The organism is Carnobacterium sp. 17-4, assembly GCF_000195575.1.
Lineage (GTDB): Bacteria > Bacillota > Bacilli > Lactobacillales > Carnobacteriaceae > Carnobacterium_B.
Map to the genome: position 1 here is coordinate 277318 of NC_015391.1, position 23959 is coordinate 301276.

Consider the following 23959-nt stretch of genomic DNA (forward strand, 5'->3'; position numbering starts at 1 on the left):
TTATGTGTGGAGCTCATCAAAGGAGATCTTCAAAATGAGTGAGAACAAGTACGATGCAAGAAGTATTTCTAAAATTGGGTTATTAATGGCATTAGAAATTGTATTAACCCAATTTATTTCAATTGAAACACCAATAGTCCGGATTGGCTTTGGTTTTTTGCCAATAGCTATTGTTGGTATGCTGTATGGCCCTTGGATAGCTGGAACGGCTTCAGCTATTGCAGATATAGTGGGGACGATTTTATTTGGTGGGGGAGTATTTTTCCCAGGATTTGTCTTATCTGCATTTATCGGAGGAATGATTTATGGTCTGATTCTTTACAAGAAACCAAAATCATTAAAAAGAATCATTATCGCGATTCTGTTGGTTACCGTTTTTGTGAATTTAGGATTGAATACAATCTGGTTAACAATAATGTTAGATAAAGCTATCCTAGTAATTTTTCCAACACGAGTAGTGCAAAACCTTGTTTTAGCACCGGTTAATATCATGTTGTTATACTTTGTTGTTCAAAATAAGACTTTGCGAAAAGCGATCGGAATTGAATAGGGTTTAATTAAATAAACAAAGCAACATCCAAACTAAGACAGCTTAAATTTAAGCTGTCTTTTTTTAGTATATGTACTATAATATGTACAAGATGAGATTTTGATGAGGGTGAGGAACGCGGAATGGTAGTAAAAACGTTTGGTATAAAAATTGAGAATCAAAATTATCGCACGCGTGTTGGTGTACACTTTGTGATTTTTGACCAAGATAGGAAACAAATTTTACTTGTTTCACCACCGAATGGTTCTTTTTTACTGCCAGGAGGAGAAATTGAAGCGAATGAAACGCATGAAGAAACGGCAAAACGGGAATCCATGGAAGAATTAGGTTTTGAAATAGAGCTCGGGGAATTTATCGGTGAAGCAGAGGATTACTATTATTCTAAACACCGTAAGCAGCATTATCATAATCCTGCATATTTTTATACTGTTAAGTCATGGAAATCCATCTGTGATCCACTAGAGGATTTCAATCAATTAGAATGGATGACTATTTCTGAAGCGTTAGCCAAATTAAAAAGAGGTAGCCATAAATGGGCTGTACAACAATACGAAAAATCGTATATGAAGATGAGTCATTCAACAGAATAATAAACATACGAAAGGGAGGTGAGACTTTTGTCTCACCTCCCGCTTAAGAATATACTATTATTTATCTGCTTCGTAATCAACAGCAGTGACGGTTACATCGATATTGCCACTCGTAGCTTTTGAGTAAGGACAATAAGCATGAGCTTTATCTGCTAATTCTTTGGTAGTTGCTTCATCTTGACCTTCAATTCCAACATCCAATCTTACTGCAAGTTTAAATCCGCCGTCAGTTGGATCTGAATGCAATTCAACAGTTGCAATAACTTGGCTTTTTCCAGAAATTTTTTCTTCTTTCATCATATGTTCTAAAGCCGAATTGAAACATGCGCTGTATCCTAGTGCGAATAATTGTTCTGGGTTACTCCCTTGTCCAGGACCGCCCATATCTTTTGGAGTAGAAACACGTACAGAAAATGACTTATCTGGTAAATGGCTTTCTCCATTTCGTCCACCAGTATTAATTGCTGTAGTTTGATACATTAATTTTGAATCTGCCATATTTGTAATTCTCCTCTCTAAATTATCGTACGTACCAAGTATACTAATAGTGAAGATAAAACCCTAATCATCTGTTTGGGATAGATAAAAAGAAAAACTAGTTGAAAAGTAAAAAGTGTATCGCTAAAATTGAGAGAAGAAGACATAGGAAGGAGAGAGTTTTATGCCATTTGTACATGTTGAATTAGTTGAAGGTCGGACTGCGGAACAAAAAGCAGGTTTAGTTAAAGACATTACGCAAGCAGTAGTAAAGAATACCGGAGCAACAGAAGATCGAGTTCATGTTATTATAGAAGATATGAAAAAAAACAATTACGCTGTTGGCGGGAAATTACTGGGTTAAATTAAAGAGGTAAAAGTTCTTGGAAAAGGTTTATATTTGTTAAAAGACTTTATAAAAAGTTGAGTTTAAAAACCCCAAATTTACTTATACTTAAGTAAATTTGGGGTTTTTTAGTTTAAGAATAGTACATCTTAAATTTTATATCTTGCGGATGGTTCCCAAAATGTTCTCCAAATAAAGTGGCTCCACCTAAATTTTCAGCATCCTTCTTTACTTCAATTCGTAAACTCCAAATCTCGTTTTTTGTATTTATATCTTGAATTGTAAAGTCTGATAGAGCCTCACCATCCATATATGTTCCATGAGAAGTAATTCTTATTGTTTTTAGTAATCCATATTGATTTAATTTAGAAGGGTACCATTCTGGATTTAGTTTACCCCTTGTATCTGAAAAGTCACCTGGACTAGTCCAAGTTCCTAATTCAATATCATTTAAACTAAAAGTGATATCAGATGGCCATACATCATTTGAGAATGGAAATTCTGACGAAATTTCCATACTGATTTCAAGTTGTTCTAACTTTTCATCTTCATTTAAAAAATTGGGTGTCTTATATTCTACATAACCTTCAGTAAACCAAAGAATTTGGGCATCCATTCTTTTTGAATCCATAAAAAATTTCGGTTCATCAACTTCTCCGATAAAATCTTTGACAGTAGCTAGACCACAAGTTGGGGAAACTGAATAATCTGTGTATTGTCCTACTGGAATAGTAGTTTCTCTTGTCTCAAAAGAACGATAGATTTTTTTAGGAAATAGAATTTCTATGTGATCAACTTTTAATATCGAAATTTTTTGTGATCCTGATTTCCCTGGAATTCGTTCGGTTTTAATTAAGCCAGATGCTTCTAATTTTTTGATGTGTTTTGTTATTACAGCACTACTTAATCCAATAGCTCCAGCGATTTCTTTTATATTCATTTTATTTTTAGAAAGCAATTGAATAATGTTGAGTCTCACAGGACTGGCTAAAGCTTCATAAACAGGTAATGAAGCATCCGATATATCTATTTGCATGAAATCACTCCTAAGTTAATGAATGTCTTGATTTGTTGATTTAATATTAGTGTAATGGCTAATCAAATTATTGTCAATTCTTTTTTTGAGAAGAAGATTAACTAATCAGCTAATTGTTTTAAAATAAAAACAAAACAATTAACTATAAAACTATTGACAGCGATTACATTTATGTTTATATTATGTTTATAAACTAATTCTAGAAGATAGTTTTACAATATAACATATTAAAAAAATAGTAAGGAGTAAAATAATGAAATCATCTATAGCAATAAGCAAAAATAAAATTATTTCAGAGATTGATCCGCGTTTATACGGATCCTTCATCGAGCATATGGGAAGAGCTGTTTATGAAGGGATTTATGAACCAAAACATCCGAGTGCGAATGAAAAAGGATTTCGGAAAGATGTATTGAGTTTGATTAAAGAATTAAATGTCCCTCTAATTCGGTATCCAGGTGGTAATTTTGTTTCTGGCTATAACTGGGAAGACGGAATTGGACCTGTAGAAGAAAGACCTCGAAGATTAGATTTAGCATGGCGAACGATAGAAACAAATGAAGTTGGACTTCATGAATTTATGGAATGGTCTAAAGAAGCTAATGCCGAAGTAAATATGGCAGTAAACTTAGGTACTAGAGGAATCGACGAAGCAAGAAACTTACTAGAATATTGTAATTTTGAAGGAGGGACCTATTGGAGTGATCTAAGAAAGAAAAATGGGGCCGAAAAACCGTTTGGAATTAAGACATGGAGTCTTGGAAATGAAATGGATGGACCATGGCAAATCGGGCATAAAACAGCTTATGAGTATGGACGTTTAGCTGAAGAAACTGCAAAAGCTATGAAGCTGGTAGATGATAATATTGAATTAGTTGTGTGTGGAAGCTCGACAAGTAAGATGCCAACTTTTGGTTCTTGGGAAATGACTGTTCTGGAACATGCTTATGAGCACGTAGATTATCTATCACTTCATTGCTACTATGGAAATCCAGAAAATGATCTGGAAAATTACTTAGCTCAATCGTTAGATATGGATCGTTTTATAAAAGGTGTAGTGGCGATGTGTGATGCCATTAAATCTAAAAAGGGAAGCGATAAAAAAATTAATCTTTCTTTTGATGAATGGAATGTTTGGTATCATTCTAATGAACAAGATAAAGAAATCAAGCCTTGGCAAGTAGCGCCTCCTTTATTAGAAGATATTTATAATTTTGAAGACGCTTTGCTTATCGGATGTCTGCTTATTACCTTATTAAAAAATGCTGATAGAGTTAAAATTGCTTGTCTAGCTCAATTAGTTAATGTAATTGCACCAATTATGACAAATAAAGAAGGGGATGTTTGGAAGCAAACTATTTTTTATCCATTTATGCAGGTCTCAAATTTTGGCAGAGGTGTTGTTTTAGAACCTGAAACTAAGAGCGATACTTATGCTACTAAAGATTTTGATGAAGTTCCGTTTCTTGAAAGCATCGCAACGTATGATGAGTATAAAAAAGAAATGGTTGTTTTTGCTGTAAATCGTTCTAAAAATGAGCATTTAGATTTTTCAATAAATGTTGAAGGATTTGAAATGGAAGAGATTGTGGAAACTACTCAGATGTCCGGATATGATATTAAAGAAACAAATCAAGAAAAAGAAAAGGTTAATTTAAGTAAAGGAAATTCAATAGAATTACAGACTAACTCTGTAAAAACAAAATTGAAACCGCTATCTTGGAATGTGATTAGAATAAGTGTTAAATAAAAATATGGAGGTTAAATAATGAACAGGTTTAAAAAATATTTGCTAACAGGAATTGCTAGTTTGGTATTAGTAACTCTTTCTGGTTGTAGTAATCCCAATACTATTACATTTTGGAATCCTTTGACAGGTGATGATGGTGCTTATATGGATAACATGGTAGAAGCATATAATGAAACTGATCCAGAATTTCCATTAGAAGCAGTTATATCTCCTGACATGTATACGAAAATTTATACAGTAATGAACTCAGGTGAAGGGGTTCCAGATTTAACTTTAATACATGCTGATAGAGTACCGGGATTTGTAAGATTGGGAATGTTAGAATCAATTGATCCTTTAATGAAAAACAATACAGATTTAAATGCTGATAATTACTTAGAGCAGGCTTGGGTACCTGGTACTGTAGATGGTACGCAATATACTATTCCTTTAGATATACATGGTAGTGCGATGTATTATAATGTTGATATGCTAGAAAAGTACGGGGTTTCTAATTTTTTAGATGATGATGTAGTTACATTTGAAGAAATACTTTCATTGAAAGGTAAGTTAGATGAAGGTCAATATGCAATCAACAATGCTTTGATTGAATGGACAACTTTAGCTAATGTAGTAAATCGTGGTGGAAATATTGAACAAGATGGAAAACCAACGATTGATACACCCGAAATGAAAGAAGTAGTAAGTCAGCTACGTCAATTAGCAGAAGCAGGTCTAATTACTCCAAATGGTGAGGACGGTTATGCCATTTTTCAAGGAGGAGATGTCCTGTTTTCAACTGATGGAACTTGGACTTCAACAGCACATGATTCAGTTGAAACATTAAACTGGGGTGTAACAAATACGTATGCATTCGAGCCAGGTACATTTAATAACCGTTCATCAGCACATTTGTTCTCAATGTTAGAAAGTGAAGAAAGAACAGATGAAAAAGAACAAGGGATTGCTGATTTTTTAAATTACGTACGCGAAAATTCTATGGAATGGGCTAAAGCAGGACAAATTGTAGCAAGTAGAGATGTTTTTGAAGATCCAGAGTATGAACAATATCCGCAATCATTCTTTACATCTTCTGAAGAAGAAAAAGAATCTCTTCATATTTTTGAATACGAGCACTACGGTTATGTAGAACAAGCGTTAGCAACAGTATTAGTTGATATGATTTATGGAAATATTGAAATAGAAGATGGTCTAGTTCAAGCACAACGTCAAGTTGAAGATTTAGTAGCTCAAGGTGGAGCAGGAGAAGTAGAGGCAGCAGAAGTAGCGGAATAAATTACTCACTTATTAAATGCTGAAATAATTTGCGGTATCACATTCATGGTACCGCAAATTATTGTATGAGAAAGGATGACATAAATAAATGCAAAGTGAAAATTTATTAGTCGTTGAGACTGAAAAGAAGAAAAAGAGAAAATCGATGAAGCAATTTGCTTTTATTGGACCTCACCTTGTTCTTTTTTTAATATTTATACTTATACCAACAATATATGGTATATATGCATCTTTCACACAGTGGAATCTAATTGGAGAACCGGAATGGGTAGGTCTTAGCAATTTTAAAACACTTCTTTTTGATAAAAGTTCAACATTTCATTTTCAACTTAGAAATGGATTAAAGAATACGTTGCTATTTGTGGGTTTGACGGTACCATTACAAATCTTGATACCATTAACAGTAGCAGTTGCTTTAGAAAATAAAAAAGTGAAATTCAAAAGCTTGTTTCAGGCTATTTTCTATATTCCAGGACTAATTTCGGTATCAGCAGCAGCGATTATTTGGTTACTGATTTTTAATCCACGTTTAGGACCTGTAAATAACTTGCTTAGTTCAGCAACTGTATGGATGGTAAATCAACCTAATGCATGGGCTATTATAGTTTTCATGTCATTATGGGGCGCTATTGGTGGTAACTTAATTATTTATCGATCAGCTATTAGTGGAGTATCAGCTGATTTATATGAATCAGCTGATATTGATGGAGCTGGTCCAGTGCGGAAGTTTTTTAGTATCACCTTACCTTCTATCCGTTTTCCATTGTTTTACACAGTTGTCATGTCTACGGCGGGAGCATTTAATGTATACGCACAACCATTAATGATAACAAACGGAGGACCTGAACAGTCTACACATGTAATGATGATGTATATCCGTCAACTAGCATTTGGTACTGGAGAGTCAGTTGCTGGTATGGCATCAGCGATGTCAGTATTGTTAGGACTTGTTATTGTTTCTATTTCCGTTTTTCAATTTATCGTTATGTATCGTAATTCTAAAGGATAGCAAGGAGAGAGAATATGAGGAAAATTAGTATAACAAAGTATTTAGCTTACTTCTTTTTGGTAACTTCCTGTGTAGTATGGGTCTTTCCAGTATTATTTGGTTTTTTTACATCCTTTAAAGCTCAAGGAGACATCATGACAGTAGGATTTAGTATGCTTCCTGCAAATTGGGTTATTCAAAATTATATTAGTGTCTTAACCAATACATCAAGTGCACCAATTGTCCAATGGTTTTTAAATTCATTGGTGATCTCTGGTTCACATACTTTCTTAGTTGTACTTATTGTTTCACTAGCAGCGTTTGGATATACTCGTATTGATTTTAAAGGAAAAGAAACATTGTTCTTTACTATTCTTGCATTATCTATGTTTCCAGCAGTTGTTAATATTATTCCATCTTATAAAATTGTCGAAGCACTTGGATGGGTAAATTCACCATTAGCAGTAATTGTTCCTGGACTAGGTGGAGTTGGAAATGTCTTTCTTGTACGTCAATTTATGTTAGGAATTCCTAAAGAATTTGATGAATCTGCTAGAATGGATGGTGCTTCAGATTTCACTATTTATTTTAAAATTATTCTACCTTTAGTTAAACCAGTTTTAATTGTAACAGGATTATTCTCTTTTATAGGATCATGGAATGATTTCTTATGGCCTACAATTGTATTAAATGATGTAAATAAACTGACTATTACTGCGGGATTACAATTACTTCAAGATTTATATGGTGGATATGCAATGACAGGAGAGTTAATGGCTTCAGCTATTATTGCTATGATACCAACAGTTTTACTTTTCTTGTTCGCTCAAAAATACTTTATAGAATCAATGAATCTAAACGCGGGTGTAAAAGGATAATAGAGGTGGGAATTAATGAAAAGGAATATCGAACGAAAATTATTTTTAATAGGATCTATATGGAATATAATTAATGCTTTCATAACAGTCTTTGGATATTCTATGTGGGTTAGGTCAGAAGGAATATCTCACCTAAGAACTATCCCTACTAATGAGTTAGAAGTAAATGGAAACTTAGTGGATTCTCTGTTCACTGTTTCTGTAACCTATGGATTGCTTCTCTTTGTTATAGGTTTTATAAACTTTTTCATTATTAAAACAATAGAAGATGGAAAAATACAAAAAAAAATTATAATTTGGTCAGGAATTTTAGTGATGTTCTCTTTAATAACTTTAGATGTAATTTCACTACTTTCTTATTTAATGATGTTTGTAGTGTATCAATCTAAAAACAAGGCTATTCGTTTAGTAAATGTCTAATTATTTAATAAGTAATAAAATTCTATAAAGTTAATAAAACAGAAGGAGATTTACATGAAATATTTTATCATGTTTCTTTTATTGTCAGCTTTATTTTTAGAGGGGTGTTCAGAAACAGAATCTGTGGATCATAACTTTGAGGAACCAGAATTTGAAAATGCTACAGTGCATGATCCATCAGTAATTTTTGTTAATAATTACTTTTATGTCATAGGTTCGCATTTGGAATTTGCTAAAAGTAAAGATTTAATACAGTGGGAGCAACTTTCAACAAGTGTTCCAACTAATACTTTATTTTCCAATGTCTATAAAGAACTAGCTGAATCTTTTGAATATGCTAAAACAAAAACTCTGTGGGCAGGAGATATCATACAATTAAAAGATGATAAATTCTATATGTACTATACTGCGGCAGAAGGAACAACACCTCTTTCGACATTAGGAGTTGCAATATCTGACCATGTAGAAGGCCCCTATGAAGATCTTGGAGTTATATTGAAATCAGGATCTATAAAAGAAAATGGAAAAATGCATGATGCAACAGTTGAACCAAATGTAATTGACCCACATGTTTTTTTTGATAATGAGGATCATTTATGGATGGTTTATGGTTCTTATTCAGGAGGCATTTATATACTTAAAATGGATGAATCAACTGGCAAGCCAGAACCTAATCAAGGATACGGTAAAAAATTATTAGGTGCTAATCATAGTAGAATTGAAGCTCCGTACATTTTATATAGCCCAGAAACGAAATATTATTATTTATTTCTATCATTTGGAGGATTAGATTCAAAAGGAGGATACAACATAAGAGTTGCAAGGTCTGAAAATCCTGATGGGCCTTATATTGATGCCAAAAATCAAAATATGATTGAAGCGAAAGGTGCAATCGGAAGTTTCTTTGATGATAAAGCAATTGAACCCTACGGAGTAAAATTAATTGGGAATTTTAGTCTCAAATCTAATGAAATCACTTCTACTGCAGGATATGTATCTCCAGGTCATAACTCAGCGTTCTATAATCCTAAATTAAATAAATATTTTCTATTCTTTCATACACGCTTTCCGAATAGAGGAGAAGAACACGAAGTAAGAGTTCATCAGTTCTTTTTTAATGAAAAAGACTGGCCAGTTATTGCACCCTTGAGATATGCCGGAGAAACTATTCAAATATATAAAACAAACCAAGTTTTTGGTGAATATCAATTCGTTAACCATGGTACTGATATAAGTGAGGATATCAAGGCGACTAAGTTTGCTAAATTAAAGAAAAATGGAAAAATTTCGGGAGAATTAACAGGTAGTTGGAAAATAACGGATGACAAGTCAGCTTCAGTGATAATAGATGATGTCGAATACAATGGTGTATTTCTTTCTCAATGGAATGATTATGAGAATAAGCCCACTATCACATTTACTGGAATGTCATCTACAGGAGTATCTGTTTTTGGTATAAGAACTATAAAATAGTAAAAATAAGGAGTATTTAACAATATGAAAGAAACAATAACACGATACAAAAATCCAATTGTCACAGAACGGGCTGATCCCTGGGTGTACAAGCATACTGATGGCTTCTACTACTTTACTGGTTCTGTTCCAGGTTATCAGGAGATCGAAGTAAGAAGAGCTAGAAATCTAAACGAGTTAGAAGATGGAGAAAAAGCTACTGTTTGGCATGCTCATGAAAATGGAGAAATGAGTAAATTAATTTGGGCTCCAGAAATCCATTTTATACGTGGGAAATGGTATATCTATTTTGCAGCTGCTAGTGATGACACTATAGATGAGGGAACATTTCAACATCGGATGTATGTACTCGAATGTGCTGATGAAAATCCTTTAACAGGTGAATGGATTGAAAAAGGCCAAGTGAAAACAGAAACCGAGAGTTTTAGTTTAGATGCTACTACTTTTGAATATAACGATAAATTATATTATGTTTGGGCGCAAAAAGATCCAGCTATTCCTGGTAATTCAAATTTATATCTATCAGAAATGAAAAATCCATGGACATTAGTTGGAAATCAAACGCTATTGAGTACTCCTGAATATGATTGGGAAAAAATCGGTTTTTTGGTTAACGAAGGACCAGCAGTTATTATCCGTAACGATAAAATTTTCATTAGTTACTCTGCTAGTGCAACAGATGAAAATTACTGTATGGGACTGTTGTGGGCCGATGTAGAAGATGACTTATTAAACAAAAATAGTTGGAACAAATTAGAAACGCCAGTATTTATTTCATCTGAAGAGAACTTTTTATTTGGACCAGGACACAATTCATTTACAGTTAGTGAAGATAATAAGGAAGATGTATTGATCTATCATGCTCGGCCAAAAAAAGTCACAGAAGAAGAGCCCTTAGATGTTCCAGATAGACATGCAAATGCACAAGTTTTTACTTGGAATGACGAAGGTATGCCTGTATTTGGGATGCCAGGAACATAAATTAAAAGTGACTAACAAAGGAGAATAAAACATGAATCATATTACTTTTACACCAGAAAGAAAAAAAGCAAAAATCAGCAAATACATATATGGGCAATTTGCTGAACACCTTGGAAAATGTATTTATGAAGGACTATGGGTAGGAGAAAACTCGGATATTCCTAATAAAAATGGTATTCGCACGGATGTAGTTGAAGCGTTGAAAGAAATTAATGTTCCAGTACTGCGTTGGCCGGGAGGATTATTTGCTGACGAGTATCATTGGAAAGATGGAATAGGACCCCGAGAAAAACGAAAAAAAATTGTTAATTCAAATTGGGGCGGTACTGTAGAAAACAATCATTTTGGAACACATGAATACTTTGAACTCTGCAAGCAACTGGGAACAGAAACTTACATTAATGGAAACGTAGGTAGTGGAACTGTTCAAGAAATGCAGGAATGGATTGATTATATGTCTTTTCCTGGTGAGTCACCAATGGCTAATTTACGAAAAGAGAATGGCCAAGAAGAAGGCTGGAATGTTGATTTCTTTGGAGTAGGAAATGAAAGTTGGGGTGGTGGCGGCAACATGCGACCAGAGTATTATGCTGACTTATATCGACAATATCAGACTTTTGTTCGAAACTATACAGATAGAAAAATTTATAAGATTGCTTGTGGAGCAAATATAGACGATTATAATTGGACGGAAGTGTTAATGAAGAATGCTGCTCCTTTTATGGATGGATTAAGTCTACATCATTATGCTTTGGCGTCTGAATGGGAAGATAAAAGACCAGCAACTGGATTTCCTGATGAGGAATGGTTCTCGTTGATTCATAGCGCGTATAAAATGGACGAATTTATTACAAAACATAGTACTATTATGGATAAATATGACCCTGAAAAACGAATTGGCTTAATTGTGGATGAATGGGGAACGTGGTTAGCCGTTGAAGAAGGAACAAATCCAGGTTTCTTATACCAACAAAATACTATTCGAGATGCTATGATTGCCAGCATTACTCTAAATATTTTTCATAAGCATGCAGATCGTGTTCAGATGGCTAATATTGCTCAGATGGTAAATGTTTTGCAATCGATGATTTTAACGGATGGGGAAAAAATGATAAAAACCCCAACGTATCATGTATTTGATATGTATCAAAATCATCAAGACGCATCATTAATTGATGCAGTTGGTGAAACTTCAGATACTATCAGTTATACAGCGTCTATAAAAGAAAAAACGGTAACAGTATCATTATGTAACTATAGCATTACTAATGAAGAGGAGATAGTATTGGAAGTAAATAACGAAAGCTTTGGAAATATAGAAGCTTGGGTATTAGCTGCTAAAACGACAGATGCCCATAATACATTTGAAACACCAGATAATGTAAAAAAAGAAATCTATAAAGGTTATTCAATCAATGAATCTAAATTAACACTCAAAATGCCTCCCATGAGTGTGGTTACTATAGTAGCAAAAAATTAATGTAAGCAGAATAGTGAATTTAAAAAATGGAAATGGCTGAGTGGTTTTTCATACAAACAGCAGAGTCGTTTTTATTTTTTTTATATTGATAATAGACAGATTTGTTCGTACGTATTTTTTAAAATTCATTGACATGTACGTATAACTATTTTATAATTGTTTTATGGAAAACGGTTACGATTTAGCGGTAATAAATACTGCTAAATTTTTTTAACTGGTGCTGTTAAGCGAAAGAGGAGGAAAAGCTTTGGAAGAAAGACAAAGGCTGATAAAAGAAGCAATTGCTAGAGGGGAAACATCCTTAGGAATTGAATTTGGATCTACTCGCATTAAAGCCGTATTAATTGATCAGGAATTTAATACCATTGCTTCAGGGAGTTACGAATGGGAAAATCGTTTAGAAAACAATATCTGGACTTATTCACTTACAGATATATGGAAGGGTTTACAAAACAGTTATCAGCTAATGGCTTTAATGGTAAAAGAAGAATATGGAGAAACATTAACAACGATTGGATCTCTTGGATTTAGTGCTATGATGCACGGATACATGGCATTTAATCAGGAAGATGAGTTGTTGGTTCCTTTTCGTACTTGGCGTAATTCAATGACTGAACAGGCAGAAAAAGAATTGACGACACTGTTTAACTTTAATATCCCTCAAAGATGGAGCATCGCTCATTTGCATCAGGCAATCTTAAATCAAGAATCTCATGTACAAGATATAACATTCTTCACAACTTTAGCTGGTTACATCCATTGGAAGCTGACAAATAAGAAGGTCTTAGGAGTTGGAGATGCCTCGGGAATGTTTCCGATTGACATAAAAACAAAAAATTATGATGTAAGGATGATTAAGCAATTTAATGAACGAGTTGCAGATAAGAATCACACTTGGAAACTCGAAGAAATCTTACCTCAAATATTATTAGCCGGAGAAGAAGCTGGGTATCTGACAAAAGAAGGTGCAGAACTTCTTGATCCAACCGGAAATTTACAACCTGGCATTCCATTATGTCCACCCGAAGGCGATGCGGGTACAGGAATGGTTGCTACAAATAGTGTTGTTAAACGTACCGGGAACGTATCTGCTGGAACTTCCGTATTTGCTATGATTGTCTTGGAAAAAGAATTACAAAAAGTATATCCGGAAATTGATTTAGTAACAACCCCTACTGGTGATTTGGTTGGTATGGTACATGCAAATAATTGTTCTTCTGATATTAACGCTTGGGTCAAGCTGTTTCGTGAATTTTTGGAAACAGCAGGAATAGAGATGGAAACAGATAAGTTGTTTGAGCATCTATTTACGAAAGCGCTTGAAGGAGACAAGGACTGCGGTGGATTATTGTCTTATGGTTATTATTCTGGAGAGAACATCACAGGAATAAAAGAGGGAAGACCTTTATTCGTACGCTCACCTGAAAGTCAATTTAATTTAGCCAACTTTATGCGTGTTCATCTCTATTCAGCATTAGGAGCGTTAAAAGTCGGTATGGACATACTTTTAAAAGAGGAAAAAGTCCAAATCGATAAAATCTATGGTCATGGTGGTTTGTTTAAAACAGAGAAAGTTGGACAACAAATTATGGCGGCCGCTATGAATGCTTCTGTATCAGTAATGGATACAGCTGGAGAAGGTGGAGCATGGGGAATTGCCTTGTTAGCAAGCTATATCAAAATAAAAAATGAAAATGAATCACTAGGAGAGTTTCTGGAGAATCAAGTATTTGCAGGTGATACAGGAACGGAAGAAACACCTCAAAAAGAAGATGTTGAAGGTTTTGAAGTCTTTATTAAGCGGTATAAAGCAGGAATTCCTATTGAACAGGCCGCCATTGACCATTTGATTTAAAGGAGGAGACTATTGTGTTAGAACAATTGAAAGAAGAAGTTTTTCAAGCCAATCTGGAACTTCCAAAACAAGGATTAATCAAATATACATGGGGCAATGTAAGTGCTGTAGATCGTGAACAAGGATTATTTGTAATAAAACCAAGCGGCATTAGTTATGAGGAAATGAAAGCTAGCGATATGGTCGTTTGTGATATGGATGGAAAAGTTGTTGAAGGAAAATTAAACCCTTCTTCTGATACGCTTACTCATGCCGTGCTATACAAAGAGTTTTCAGAAATTGGTGGTATTGTCCATACGCATTCAACTTGGGCAACAATTTGGGCTCAAGCTGGATTGGATGTACCGGCAATGGGAACGACGCATGCTGATACTTTCTATGGTTCAATCCCTTGTACACGTTTTTTGAATCAAAAAGAAATCGACGAAGGTTATGAAGAACAAACCGGTCATGTGATCGTAGAAACTTTCAAAGAACGAAATATTAAACCAATGGAAATCCCAGGAGCGTTATTGCATGGACATGGACCTTTTACTTGGGGAAAAAATGCAAAAGAGGCAGTGATGAATGCAGTAGTATTAGATGAAGTGTGTAAAATGAATCTTTTTTCTAGACAACTGAATAGCTTTTCTGAAGAGCTTCCACAAAGGGTTTTAGATAAACATTATTTACGTAAACATGGTGAAAATGCATATTATGGACAAAAAAACAAACATTAAGGGAGAGAATAAATTATGTTGACTATAGGAAAAAAAGAATTTTGGTTTGTTGTTGGTTCACAACACTTGTATGGAGAAGAAACATTATTGGAAGTAAAAAAACATGCTAAAATTTTAGTTAGTGAATTGAATGAAAGCGGTAAACTTCCGTATCCAATTGTACTACAAGAATTAGCTGTTACTGCGGATAAAATCACTAAAGTAATGAAAGAAGCTAATTACCATGATGAAGTAGCTGGAGTCATCACATGGATGCATACATTCTCACCAGCAAAAATGTGGATTCGAGGAACAAAGTTGTTGCAAAAACCGCTGTTACATCTAGCGACTCAATTTAATGAAAGCATTCCATGGGAGACTATTGATATGGACTTTATGAACCTAAATCAATCTGCTCATGGTGACCGAGAATACGGATTTATCAATGCTCGTTTAAAGAAACAAAATAAAATAGTGGTTGGTTACTGGAAAAACCCTACGGTACAAAAACAAGTTGCGGAATGGATGGATGTAGCAGTTGCTTACAATGAAAGTTTTAATATTAAGGTAGCTCGCTTTGGCGATAATATGCGAAATGTAGCTGTAACTGAAGGAGATAAAGTAGAGGCGCAAATTCAATTCGGATGGACAGTAGATTATTTTGGTATTGGAGACCTTGTGCAATATATAGATGCAGTAAAAGAAACAGAAATAGAAGAGCTTTTTAATGAGTATAAAACTCTTTACGATTTTGATTATGGTAGCTATGACCATCAAGATTGGGAAAACCATGTTAAGGCTCAAGTCAAACAAGAAATTGGCTTACGTCGCTTTTTAGAAGCTGGAAACTACAATGCTTTTACTACAAATTTTGAGGACCTTTATGGCATGCAACAATTGCCAGGTCTGTCAGTTCAACGTTTAATGGCTGATGGATATGGATTTGCTGGCGAAGGCGATTGGAAGACTGCTGCTATTGATCGTCTGATGAAAGTTATGGCACACAATGAAAACACTGGATTCATGGAAGATTACACGTATGAATTAGCAGAAGGAAAAGAATCGATTTTACAATCTCATATGATGGAAGTAGATCCTACCTTAGCAAGTAATAAGCCAAAAGTAGTTGTCTCACCATTATCGATGGGAGATCGTGAAGATCCTGCGCGTTTAGTCTTTGACGGTAAAGCTGGCGAAGGCGTAGTTGTTACTATGTCCGATTTTGGCACACACTTCAAACTTCTAATTAATGAAGTCTCTGCATTTGAACCGGAAGAAAAGGCTCCTCACTTACCAGTTGCTCGGGTATTATGGAAAGTGAAGCCAAACTTTACAGATGGTGTCCAATCATGGATTGAAAATGGTGGCGGTCACCATACTGTAGTTTCTTTAAATTTGACAACAGACCAAATTGCTACATGGGCTAAAATGGTTGAATTGGATTATGTAGTCATTAAATAAAAAAAGAGTGCTTGAAAAAGCACTTTTTTCTTGGACAAAAAATTACTAATGGCTGTACGTAATAAAATACGATAAGGATCTTCGGGTGAAAATAGTACAGAATATTGCTTTGTTCATTGACATCATGTACTATTCACGTACGTACAACTTATGGAAGGTGATTAAATGTCTAATAAACCGAAATACCTAGTAATTAAAAATCAATTAAAAGAACTCATTTTAAGTGGGGAGTATTCTGCAGGAAGCAAGATACCCTCAGAAGCAAAATTAAGAGAACAATTTGGTGTTAGCAGACATACTATTCGACAATCTATCGCAGAACTTGTTAATGAAGGTTTTTTAAAGAAAGAGCAGGGTTCTGGAACTTATGTGAATGATCAAAATCAACAACGAGTTAAAGAAAAAGGCAACAAAACAATTGGTGTCATTACAACCTATCTTTCAGATTATATTTTCCCTTCAATCATTAGAGGAATGGAAGAAACTTTAAGTGAGAGCGGTTATTCTTTGTTGTTATCTAGTACACAAAATGACGCTCAAAATGAAAAAAGAATCCTTGAAATGATGTTGGAAAAACAAGTAGATGGACTGATCGTTGAACCTACGAAAAGTGCTCTGTTAAACCCTAATCTAAATTACTATCTTAAAATTCAAGAAGCAGGTATTCCGTTTGTATCTATAAATGCTTCTTATGAAGAATTGGATGTCCCGGAAATCAGGATAGATGATACGTTGGCAAATGAAATGTTAACGACTCACTTATTAGATTTAGGACATGAAAGAATCAGTATGATTACTAAAACAGATGACATGCAAGGGAAAAGTAGGATGAAAGGCTTTATACGAGCCTTTTCAAAAAAGAAAAAATCTTTTGATGATAAGCTAATCGTTACTTTTGATACAGAAACAAAAGGAGAGTTGGCTGATAAGATACAAGTTCTTTTAAACCTAGAAAACCTACCTACAGCTTTTGTTTGTTATAATGATCAAATTGCAATGACAGTCATTGAGCAAATCAACGCGATTGGTAAAAATATTCCAGATGACTTTTCAATTGTAAGTCATGACAATTCATTTTTGAGTACAGCTTCAGATGTTAAATTGACTTCGATTAACCATCCAAAAGAGCAACTCGGTAAAGAAGCTGCTAATTGGATTATACAAGCACTTGAAAAACCTTCTTTTAAAAAGGAATCGGTTATTTATCAACCAGAACTCATTATAAGAGAATCGACAAAAAAATATGACTGAACAAATTAAAAATCATTTTTTTTATATATAGGAAATACAAATATATTAGATTATACGTATTCTGAAGTACGATAAAAAGGCTGAAACTTACACAACTTTGTGTTTGTTTCAGCCTTTTTAGGTTGCTATTTTTATTTAGTATAGCTCTCAGCGGGAAGTGATTCAAAAGCAATGGTCTCAATAGCCGTAGCGACTCCATCGTGTTCGTTTGTATCAGTAATGTAATTACTGATTTCTTTTACGCTGGCGATAGCATTTCCCATAGCTACACCCATACCCGCATATTCAAGCATGTCTATGTCGTTTTCATTATCGCCAATGGCCATGATGTTTTCTCTTGGTATGCCTAAAATTTCTCCTAAATCTTTTAATGCTTGTCCTTTACTGGCAGATTTATTCAAGACTTCCAGATAAAAAGGTTCGCTTTTTAAAATAGTGTACTCCTCATAAAAATCGTCTGGGAATTTGGCAATAGCTACATCTAAAATATCGGGTTCGTCGATCATCATCATTTTACTGATTTCAAGAGCTGGATCCATTTCCTCAATTGTGCGATACCGAATAGGCATATTGACTAAAAATGACTCTCTTACGCTGTAAGGGCTAATGTCTTTGTTAGTAGTGTAAATGTATTTTTCATCAATTGTATGACAGTGTACATCAACTTGACGGCTCATTTCTTCAATTCTCAAAAAATCTTTATGGCTTAAAGTATGGTGAGCGATAGCTTTACCATTATGTGATTGTTGGACTAATGCGCCATTATACGTAATCACATAATCGCCTTCTTCTTCTAGATTTAAGGCTTCTAGGATTGGCGACACTCCTGGTAATGGGCGACCAGTACAAACAACAACTTTGATGCCTTTTGTTTTAGCAATCTCAATCGTTTCTTTTACTTTAGCCGTTATTTTTCTTTCAGGAGTTAACAAGGTACCGTCTAGATCGATAGCAATTAATTCGATAGTCATTTAAGTGAATCCTCCACTGGTTTATTTGGGTCTGTAATAGCCCCATTTTTAATATAACGATTAAATTCATGATACAAATCTTCAAACAACGTGATTTCTTCAGAAGTTCTTGGTTTTAAAAATTCTTTTGGTACATAAAAGCGTTCGTCACCACGAACTTTTCCTGTTATGGAAGACACAATTTCACTGACTTTAGATAATTCCACCAATGTGCCATCTTGATACACCAATTCAATTTGCGTGCGGTTTGTATCTTGATTTGGTCGATAGAAGTCATACGGCAAATCGTAACTGTTGTTAACCGCTGTATAATAATCCGTATCGTAACCAGCTTCACGAATAATACCTTTTAAATCTTCGATCAAAGCCAAATCCGTTTTACTGGAGAATTTAACGGATTTGAAAGGGTGTCGATCAAGAAATCGTGTAGCTAAATCGCTTAAGATAGGATCATTTTCATCTTTCCATAAAGTAAAGTAAGTAGCTAAAACACCGTCATCCAGTTTTAAATAATCTTTAAGTGTAAAGTTCTTTTCGAAAAAAGGGACGAGTAAATTTAGTTGGTCGTTAAATTGAATTTCTGGATTAAGGTACATTTTTTTAGCGCGTTTCAGCAAATGATCTAAAATGACTTCCATACCTCTTGAAACAGGATGGAAATAAACTTGCATATACATTTGATAGCGACTCACGACGTAATCTTCAACAGCATGCATACCGGATAATTGGAAATAGATTCCATCTTTGTAAGGGCGAATCACTCTAAGGATACGAGTTAAATCAAATGTACCATAGTTTACACCTGTATGATAGGCATCACGTAACAAATAGTCCATTCGATCAGCGTCGATTTGACTAGAAATGAGTTGAACCACTTGTGGATTAGGATACGTTTTTTGGATAACACTAGCAACTTTTGCTGGAAAATCTTCACTAACCTTAGCTAACACATTGTAAACTTCAGTTTCTGGAGATGTAATAATAGCCACCGTGATTTCTTCGTGATTGGTTTTAAAAATATGTTCAAATGTATGAGAATAGGGACCGTGTCCAATGTCGTGTAACAGCGCTGCACATAAGGCGACTAATCGTTCATTATCATCCCAACCACCATCTCCTGGTGTCTGAGTAGCGTAATTTCGCTGAAACTTATCACAGATTCGACGAGTAATCTCGTATACACCTAATGAATGAGTGAACCGGGTATGTTCTGCACCATGAAACGTTAAAGAAGAAGTACCCAATTGTTTGATTCGACGCAAGCGTTGAAATTCGCTTGAATTGATTAGGTCTAGAATAATTTGATGTTGAACGTGAATGTAATCATGGACAGGGTCACGAAAAACGTGTTCTATTGGTAATGAAAAATTTGCATCGTAAAGGCTGCTCATTCGATTAACTCCTTATCAATAGAATTGCCAAGCATTTGTTGGTTGCGGCGAATCATTTTTTCAAATCCTTCATTATAATTGGCTAATAGTTCTGAAGAATAATCGCCTATTGAAATGGTGCAGTTTTTTTGAAGCAAGGTATCTAAAATCAACTGTTTCATTTCCTCCACAGTTAAAGAAATAGACAGTAACTCTTCTAAAGTAGCCATAACAGACGGATCGACTGATGGAAAATGCCATTTGACTGTTTCACCTTTTAGACCTACTTGGTAAAAATCGCGGATCATTTTAGCTCTTTTCGCTTGATCACCGTTTACACTAATGTAAATCATGATTGCTACGCCATTTTTTAAGCGTCTTTGTGAGATGCCAGCAAATTTTTTACCATCGATACTTAAATCAAAATCTCCAGGACAATAAGAATCTTTGATTTCATAAGCCTCACTTATCTTTCCAAAAGGTTTGATAACTTCATTAATCAATTGAAACATAAATTCATATCCAGTATTAATCGTCATTTTTTGTTGAGTATCTTCAGGCAATATAAGAGAAAAATTTAATACACCTTCATCACCAACTACAGCCAATCCACCTGAATTTCGAACAATAAAGGAGTGGTCATATTTTTTTATGACATCTAGCGCATCTTTGAAGTAAGGCAATTTCGTATCCATCATACCTAAAATCACCAAATTTGAAGTTGGCCAAAAATGTAAAATGTTTTTTTTATACTTTCCAACATAACGCAATAAACTATCCGTTAATGCGAAGTGAGAAATAGTTTTATTAGTAAAGGGCATTGTTGTTGATTCATAAAGTTCATAAGAATGATTGGTTAAAAAGTCTTTAGTATCAGTAGTATTCATTGGTTTTACTTCCTTTATATAATTAGAAACAGTAACTCTTCCTTATTATAGCAAATTTTATTGCAGTGTTCTTCTCTTACCATGTTAAAAAAGCATAATAATCTTATGATTTATGATAAGATAGATATGCAATAAAGTAAAATCAACTAGCTAAAAATGGTTAGTGTGTAGTTAAATGACAGGAATAAAAAATATGAGGTGAAATAAATTGGATTTATCAAAAGGAAGAGCAGCACAGATACGTTTAGAGACGATTATCTCTCAAGGCAATGAAACCGAGAAACATGTATTTGATGAAGCAGGTAAAGTTGTGCAAATGAATTCATCTTATTATATTCGTTTTCAAGAAACTTATGAAACAGGAACTGTTCCTGTGACAGTTAAAATCGACCCTTCAGGCATTGTGACTCTTACACGTAAAGGTGAAACAACTACGCGCATGAGATTTGATAAAGGTGAAAGATTTGAAACGCTCTACCGTACGCCTCAAGGTACAGTGAGTATAGAGACTATGACAAAAGATATGCAAATCAGTTATACAGATAAACCTTTTTCTGGAAGTGTCTATATTGAATATGATTTATTTTTAGGAAAAGAAAAATTAGGAGATTACAAATTACAATTGCTTTTTACTATTTAAATATTGTATGATAAAGAATAGACTGTTGAAAGGACGTGGCTTTCGTGAAATTAACACAATTTGACGGGCAAAACAAAAATGAATTGTCAATGATTGAAGTAGCTCATGCCATCTTAGATCAAAAAGGAGAGATCCTTGATTTCTCAGCTTTACTAAAAGAAGTACAAGAATTTTTAAACATAAACTCAAAAGAAATTGCTAATGCAACTTCTCAATTTTATACAGACTTAAATATTGACGGTAGTTTCATTTCTTTAGGAGAAAATCGTTGGGGACTACGTTCATGGTATCCAATCGATTTTATCGATGAAGAAGTAACTCAAGGAAATGAAGACGAAGCACCACGTCGTAAAAAACGTAAAAAGGCTAGTGCATTTGTTACAGGGGAAGATGACATTGATTACAATGATGATGATCCTGAAGATGATGATTCTCCTGAAGAGGAAGAAGAAGATGATGCTACTACTTACGGTGGGCGTGTGACTGTTGATGAACACGGTGTAATGATTGACGATGAAGACAAAGAAGATCTTGGTGAATACAAGGCAGATCTAACTGAATTAGGTACTGATGATGAAGAAGACGAGTTGCCTGACGGTGTCGAAGGAGATCTTACAATTATTGAAGACGAAGACGAAGACGATTCTGAGGAAGAATATTAATAAAAATTCTGTCAAAGTAAATGGCTGATGATTTTTTAGATGACATTCTATTTTTAGGAATTGTTTGACTGTTCTCATGGAACTGTGTATTATGTATATTGGGCTCCCTTAAATTCATTTTTAAGGGACAAGAACGGAAAAGTAATCAAAAAAGCTCCCTATTCTACTATGAATAGGGAGCTTTGTTTTTTTTATTACCCAAATGAGAAACAATAATGGGAATGATTGTTTCTTTACCCTAATTAAGATTAGAAGGAGTCGGTAAAAATGACAAAGTATATTTTTGTGACAGGCGGAGTAGTTTCTTCCATAGGTAAAGGAATCGCAGCAGCTTCTCTAGGAAGATTGTTAAAAAATAGAGGATTAAAAGTAACGATCCAAAAATTTGATCCGTATATCAATGTTGATCCGGGGACAATGAGTCCTTACCAGCATGGCGAAGTTTTCGTAACAGATGATGGAGCTGAAACCGACTTAGATTTGGGTCACTATGAACGTTTTATCGACATCAATCTAAATCAATATTCTAATGTAACAACAGGGAAAATTTACTCAGAAGTTATACGCAAAGAGCGTAAGGGAGAATATTTAGGAGCAACGGTACAAGTTATTCCGCACATTACCAATGAAATCAAAGGAAAAATTATGCGTGCAGGACAAACAACGGATTCTGATATTGTTATAACAGAAGTTGGCGGTACAGTGGGAGATATCGAGTCACTACCCTTTTTAGAAGCATTGCGCCAAATGAAAAGCGATGTTGGTTCTGACAATGTGATGTACATTCATACAACCCTTATCCCTTACCTTGGTGCAGCTGGTGAAATGAAAACAAAACCCACACAACATAGTGTGAAGGAATTACGCGGACTAGGCATTCAACCCAATCTTTTAGTTATCCGGACAGAAAAACCTGCTCCACAAAGCTTGAAAGATAAATTGGCTTCATTTTGTGATGTTAATCCTGAAGCTGTTATTGAATCGCGTGATGTAGATACTCTCTATTCTATTCCGTTAAATTTGCAAAAACAAAATATGGATCAAATCGTCTGTGATCATTTGAAAATCGATGCACCGCCTGCAGATATGTCAGAGTGGATTGCGTTAGAACAAAAAGTATTGCACCTGTCTAAGAAAACAAAAATTGCATTAGTTGGAAAATATGTTGAATTACCAGATGCTTATTTATCGGTTATTGAATCATTAAATCATGCAGGATATGCGCTAGATTCTGAAATTGAAGTCGATTGGATCAATGCAGAAGAAGTGACTGCTGAGAATGTTGAAAGTAAATTGAAAAATGTAGATGGCATTCTAGTTCCAGGAGGTTTTGGAGATCGTGGCTTAGAAGGTAAAATTTTAGCCATTCAATACGCACGTGAAAATAAGGTTCCTTTCTTAGGAATTTGCTTAGGCATGCAATTAGCTTGTGTAGAATTTGCGCGTAACGTTGCAGGGCTAGAAGGAGCACATTCTGCAGAAACAGACCCGGAAACACCACATAATATCATTGATTTAATGTTGGATCAAAAAGAGGTTGTAAATATGGGCGGAACGTTGCGTCTGGGACTGTATCCTTGCAAATTAAAACCAGGTTCTGTAACAGCAAGAACATATGATAATGCTGAAGTTGTTCAAGAACGCCACCGCCATCGTTATGAGTTTAACAATAATTACCGTACTCAATTGGAAGAAAAAGGGTTAGTATTTTCAGGAGTTTCGCCAGACAATCGCTTAGTTGAAATAGTGGAATTATCGGACCACCCATTTTATGTGGCTTGCCAATTTCACCCAGAATTTATATCTCGTCCAAATCGCCCGCAAAAATTATTTTTAGGTTTTGTAACTGCAACATTGAATAAATAATTATGAAAAGGTTATGAAAACTAGATAAGTATTATAATATTTATGGATATTTCA

At 34.5% G+C, this 23959-nt stretch carries 23 protein-coding genes; 18 read left to right on the forward strand and 5 right to left on the reverse strand.

Annotated features, from left to right (window positions below):
* The first annotated feature begins 34 nt into the window (after window positions 1–34).
* On the forward strand, window positions 35–550 hold the full coding sequence (locus tag CAR_RS01405) for a folate family ECF transporter S component (RefSeq protein ID WP_013709951.1): 516 nt from the start codon (window positions 35–37) through the stop codon (window positions 548–550).
* A 122-nt stretch (window positions 551–672) separates the two neighbouring features.
* Complete coding sequence (locus CAR_RS01410; RefSeq protein WP_013709952.1) at window positions 673–1140, forward strand: NUDIX hydrolase; 468 nt, start codon at window positions 673–675, stop codon at window positions 1138–1140.
* 57 nt (window positions 1141–1197) lie between these two features.
* Here CAR_RS01410 and CAR_RS01415 read toward each other — a convergent pair whose 3' ends face one another.
* Window positions 1198–1638: an organic hydroperoxide resistance protein gene (locus tag CAR_RS01415; protein ID WP_013709953.1), complete on the reverse strand. Its 441-nt coding sequence runs from the start codon at window positions 1636–1638 to the stop codon at window positions 1198–1200.
* A 163-nt stretch (window positions 1639–1801) separates the two neighbouring features.
* On the opposite strand from CAR_RS01415, the gene CAR_RS01420 reads away from it, so the two are divergent.
* A complete protein-coding gene (locus CAR_RS01420; RefSeq protein ID WP_013709954.1) occupies window positions 1802–1981 on the forward strand; it encodes a 2-hydroxymuconate tautomerase in 180 nt (59 codons plus the stop codon).
* A gap of 115 nt (window positions 1982–2096) precedes the next feature.
* Here CAR_RS01420 and CAR_RS01425 read toward each other — a convergent pair whose 3' ends face one another.
* Window positions 2097–2999, reverse strand: coding sequence for an ArsR/SmtB family transcription factor (locus tag CAR_RS01425; RefSeq protein WP_013709955.1), 903 nt, complete (start codon window positions 2997–2999; stop codon window positions 2097–2099).
* 253 nt (window positions 3000–3252) lie between these two features.
* Between CAR_RS01425 and arfA the strand changes: the two genes are divergently transcribed.
* From arfA to CAR_RS01485, 12 genes are all read left to right on the forward strand, one after another.
* Window positions 3253–4749, forward strand: coding sequence for an arabinosylfuranosidase ArfA (arfA, locus tag CAR_RS01430; RefSeq protein ID WP_013709956.1), 1497 nt, complete (start codon window positions 3253–3255; stop codon window positions 4747–4749).
* An 18-nt stretch (window positions 4750–4767) separates the two neighbouring features.
* Window positions 4768–6024, forward strand: a complete 1257-nt coding sequence (locus CAR_RS01435) for an extracellular solute-binding protein (protein ID WP_041556065.1) — start codon at window positions 4768–4770, stop codon at window positions 6022–6024.
* Window positions 6025–6112: 88 nt separating this feature from the next.
* On the forward strand, window positions 6113–7033 hold the full coding sequence (locus CAR_RS01440) for a carbohydrate ABC transporter permease (protein WP_013709958.1): 921 nt from the start codon (window positions 6113–6115) through the stop codon (window positions 7031–7033).
* Window positions 7034–7047: 14 nt separating this feature from the next.
* Complete coding sequence (locus CAR_RS01445) at window positions 7048–7890, forward strand: carbohydrate ABC transporter permease (RefSeq protein ID WP_013709959.1); 843 nt, start codon at window positions 7048–7050, stop codon at window positions 7888–7890.
* A gap of 15 nt (window positions 7891–7905) precedes the next feature.
* On the forward strand, window positions 7906–8310 hold the full coding sequence (locus tag CAR_RS01450; RefSeq protein ID WP_041556066.1) for a hypothetical protein: 405 nt from the start codon (window positions 7906–7908) through the stop codon (window positions 8308–8310).
* Window positions 8311–8364: 54 nt separating this feature from the next.
* Entirely contained in the window at window positions 8365–9783 is a 1419-nt protein-coding gene (locus tag CAR_RS01455; RefSeq protein WP_041556067.1) for a glycoside hydrolase family 43 protein, read from the forward strand.
* A gap of 24 nt (window positions 9784–9807) precedes the next feature.
* The gene (locus CAR_RS01460) at window positions 9808–10764 is read left to right on the forward strand and encodes a glycoside hydrolase family 43 protein (protein ID WP_013709962.1); all 957 of its coding nucleotides are present in this window, start codon (window positions 9808–9810) and stop codon (window positions 10762–10764) included.
* Window positions 10765–10795: 31 nt separating this feature from the next.
* Window positions 10796–12244 carry an alpha-N-arabinofuranosidase gene (locus CAR_RS01465; RefSeq protein WP_013709963.1) on the forward strand — a complete coding sequence of 483 codons (1449 nt, stop codon included), beginning with the start codon at window positions 10796–10798 and terminating at the stop codon, window positions 12242–12244.
* A gap of 247 nt (window positions 12245–12491) precedes the next feature.
* Entirely contained in the window at window positions 12492–14099 is a 1608-nt protein-coding gene (locus CAR_RS01470; RefSeq protein WP_041556068.1) for a xylulokinase, read from the forward strand.
* A gap of 14 nt (window positions 14100–14113) precedes the next feature.
* Window positions 14114–14818 carry an L-ribulose-5-phosphate 4-epimerase gene (locus tag CAR_RS01475; protein ID WP_013709965.1) on the forward strand — a complete coding sequence of 235 codons (705 nt, stop codon included), beginning with the start codon at window positions 14114–14116 and terminating at the stop codon, window positions 14816–14818.
* A 15-nt stretch (window positions 14819–14833) separates the two neighbouring features.
* Window positions 14834–16258: an L-arabinose isomerase gene (gene araA / locus CAR_RS01480; RefSeq protein WP_013709966.1), complete on the forward strand. Its 1425-nt coding sequence runs from the start codon at window positions 14834–14836 to the stop codon at window positions 16256–16258.
* Between the two features lie 165 nt (window positions 16259–16423).
* On the forward strand, window positions 16424–17509 hold the full coding sequence (locus tag CAR_RS01485) for a GntR family transcriptional regulator (RefSeq protein ID WP_013709967.1): 1086 nt from the start codon (window positions 16424–16426) through the stop codon (window positions 17507–17509).
* 131 nt (window positions 17510–17640) lie between these two features.
* Here the strand turns inward: CAR_RS01485 and yidA are convergent, their stop codons facing one another.
* From yidA to CAR_RS01500, 3 genes are read right to left on the reverse strand one after another with little or no spacing between them, the layout of a single operon-like run.
* Complete coding sequence (gene yidA, locus CAR_RS01490; RefSeq protein ID WP_013709968.1) at window positions 17641–18480, reverse strand: sugar-phosphatase; 840 nt, start codon at window positions 18478–18480, stop codon at window positions 17641–17643.
* The gene (locus CAR_RS01495; protein ID WP_013709969.1) at window positions 18477–19871 is read right to left on the reverse strand and encodes an HD domain-containing protein; all 1395 of its coding nucleotides are present in this window, start codon (window positions 19869–19871) and stop codon (window positions 18477–18479) included. The genes yidA and CAR_RS01495 overlap by 4 nt, the downstream gene beginning before the upstream one ends.
* Window positions 19868–20737 (reverse strand): lipoate--protein ligase family protein, encoded by an 870-nt coding sequence (locus CAR_RS01500; RefSeq protein ID WP_013709970.1) that lies wholly within the window; start codon window positions 20735–20737, stop codon window positions 19868–19870. The genes CAR_RS01495 and CAR_RS01500 overlap by 4 nt, the downstream gene beginning before the upstream one ends.
* A gap of 208 nt (window positions 20738–20945) precedes the next feature.
* On the opposite strand from CAR_RS01500, the gene CAR_RS01505 reads away from it, so the two are divergent.
* From CAR_RS01505 to CAR_RS01515, 3 genes are all read left to right on the forward strand, one after another.
* The gene (locus tag CAR_RS01505) at window positions 20946–21377 is read left to right on the forward strand and encodes a DUF1934 domain-containing protein (protein WP_013709971.1); all 432 of its coding nucleotides are present in this window, start codon (window positions 20946–20948) and stop codon (window positions 21375–21377) included.
* Window positions 21378–21421: 44 nt separating this feature from the next.
* The gene (gene rpoE, locus CAR_RS01510) at window positions 21422–22039 is read left to right on the forward strand and encodes a DNA-directed RNA polymerase subunit delta (protein WP_013709972.1); all 618 of its coding nucleotides are present in this window, start codon (window positions 21422–21424) and stop codon (window positions 22037–22039) included.
* 267 nt (window positions 22040–22306) lie between these two features.
* Complete coding sequence (locus CAR_RS01515; protein WP_013709973.1) at window positions 22307–23905, forward strand: CTP synthase; 1599 nt, start codon at window positions 22307–22309, stop codon at window positions 23903–23905.
* Window positions 23906–23959: the final 54 nt, after the last annotated feature.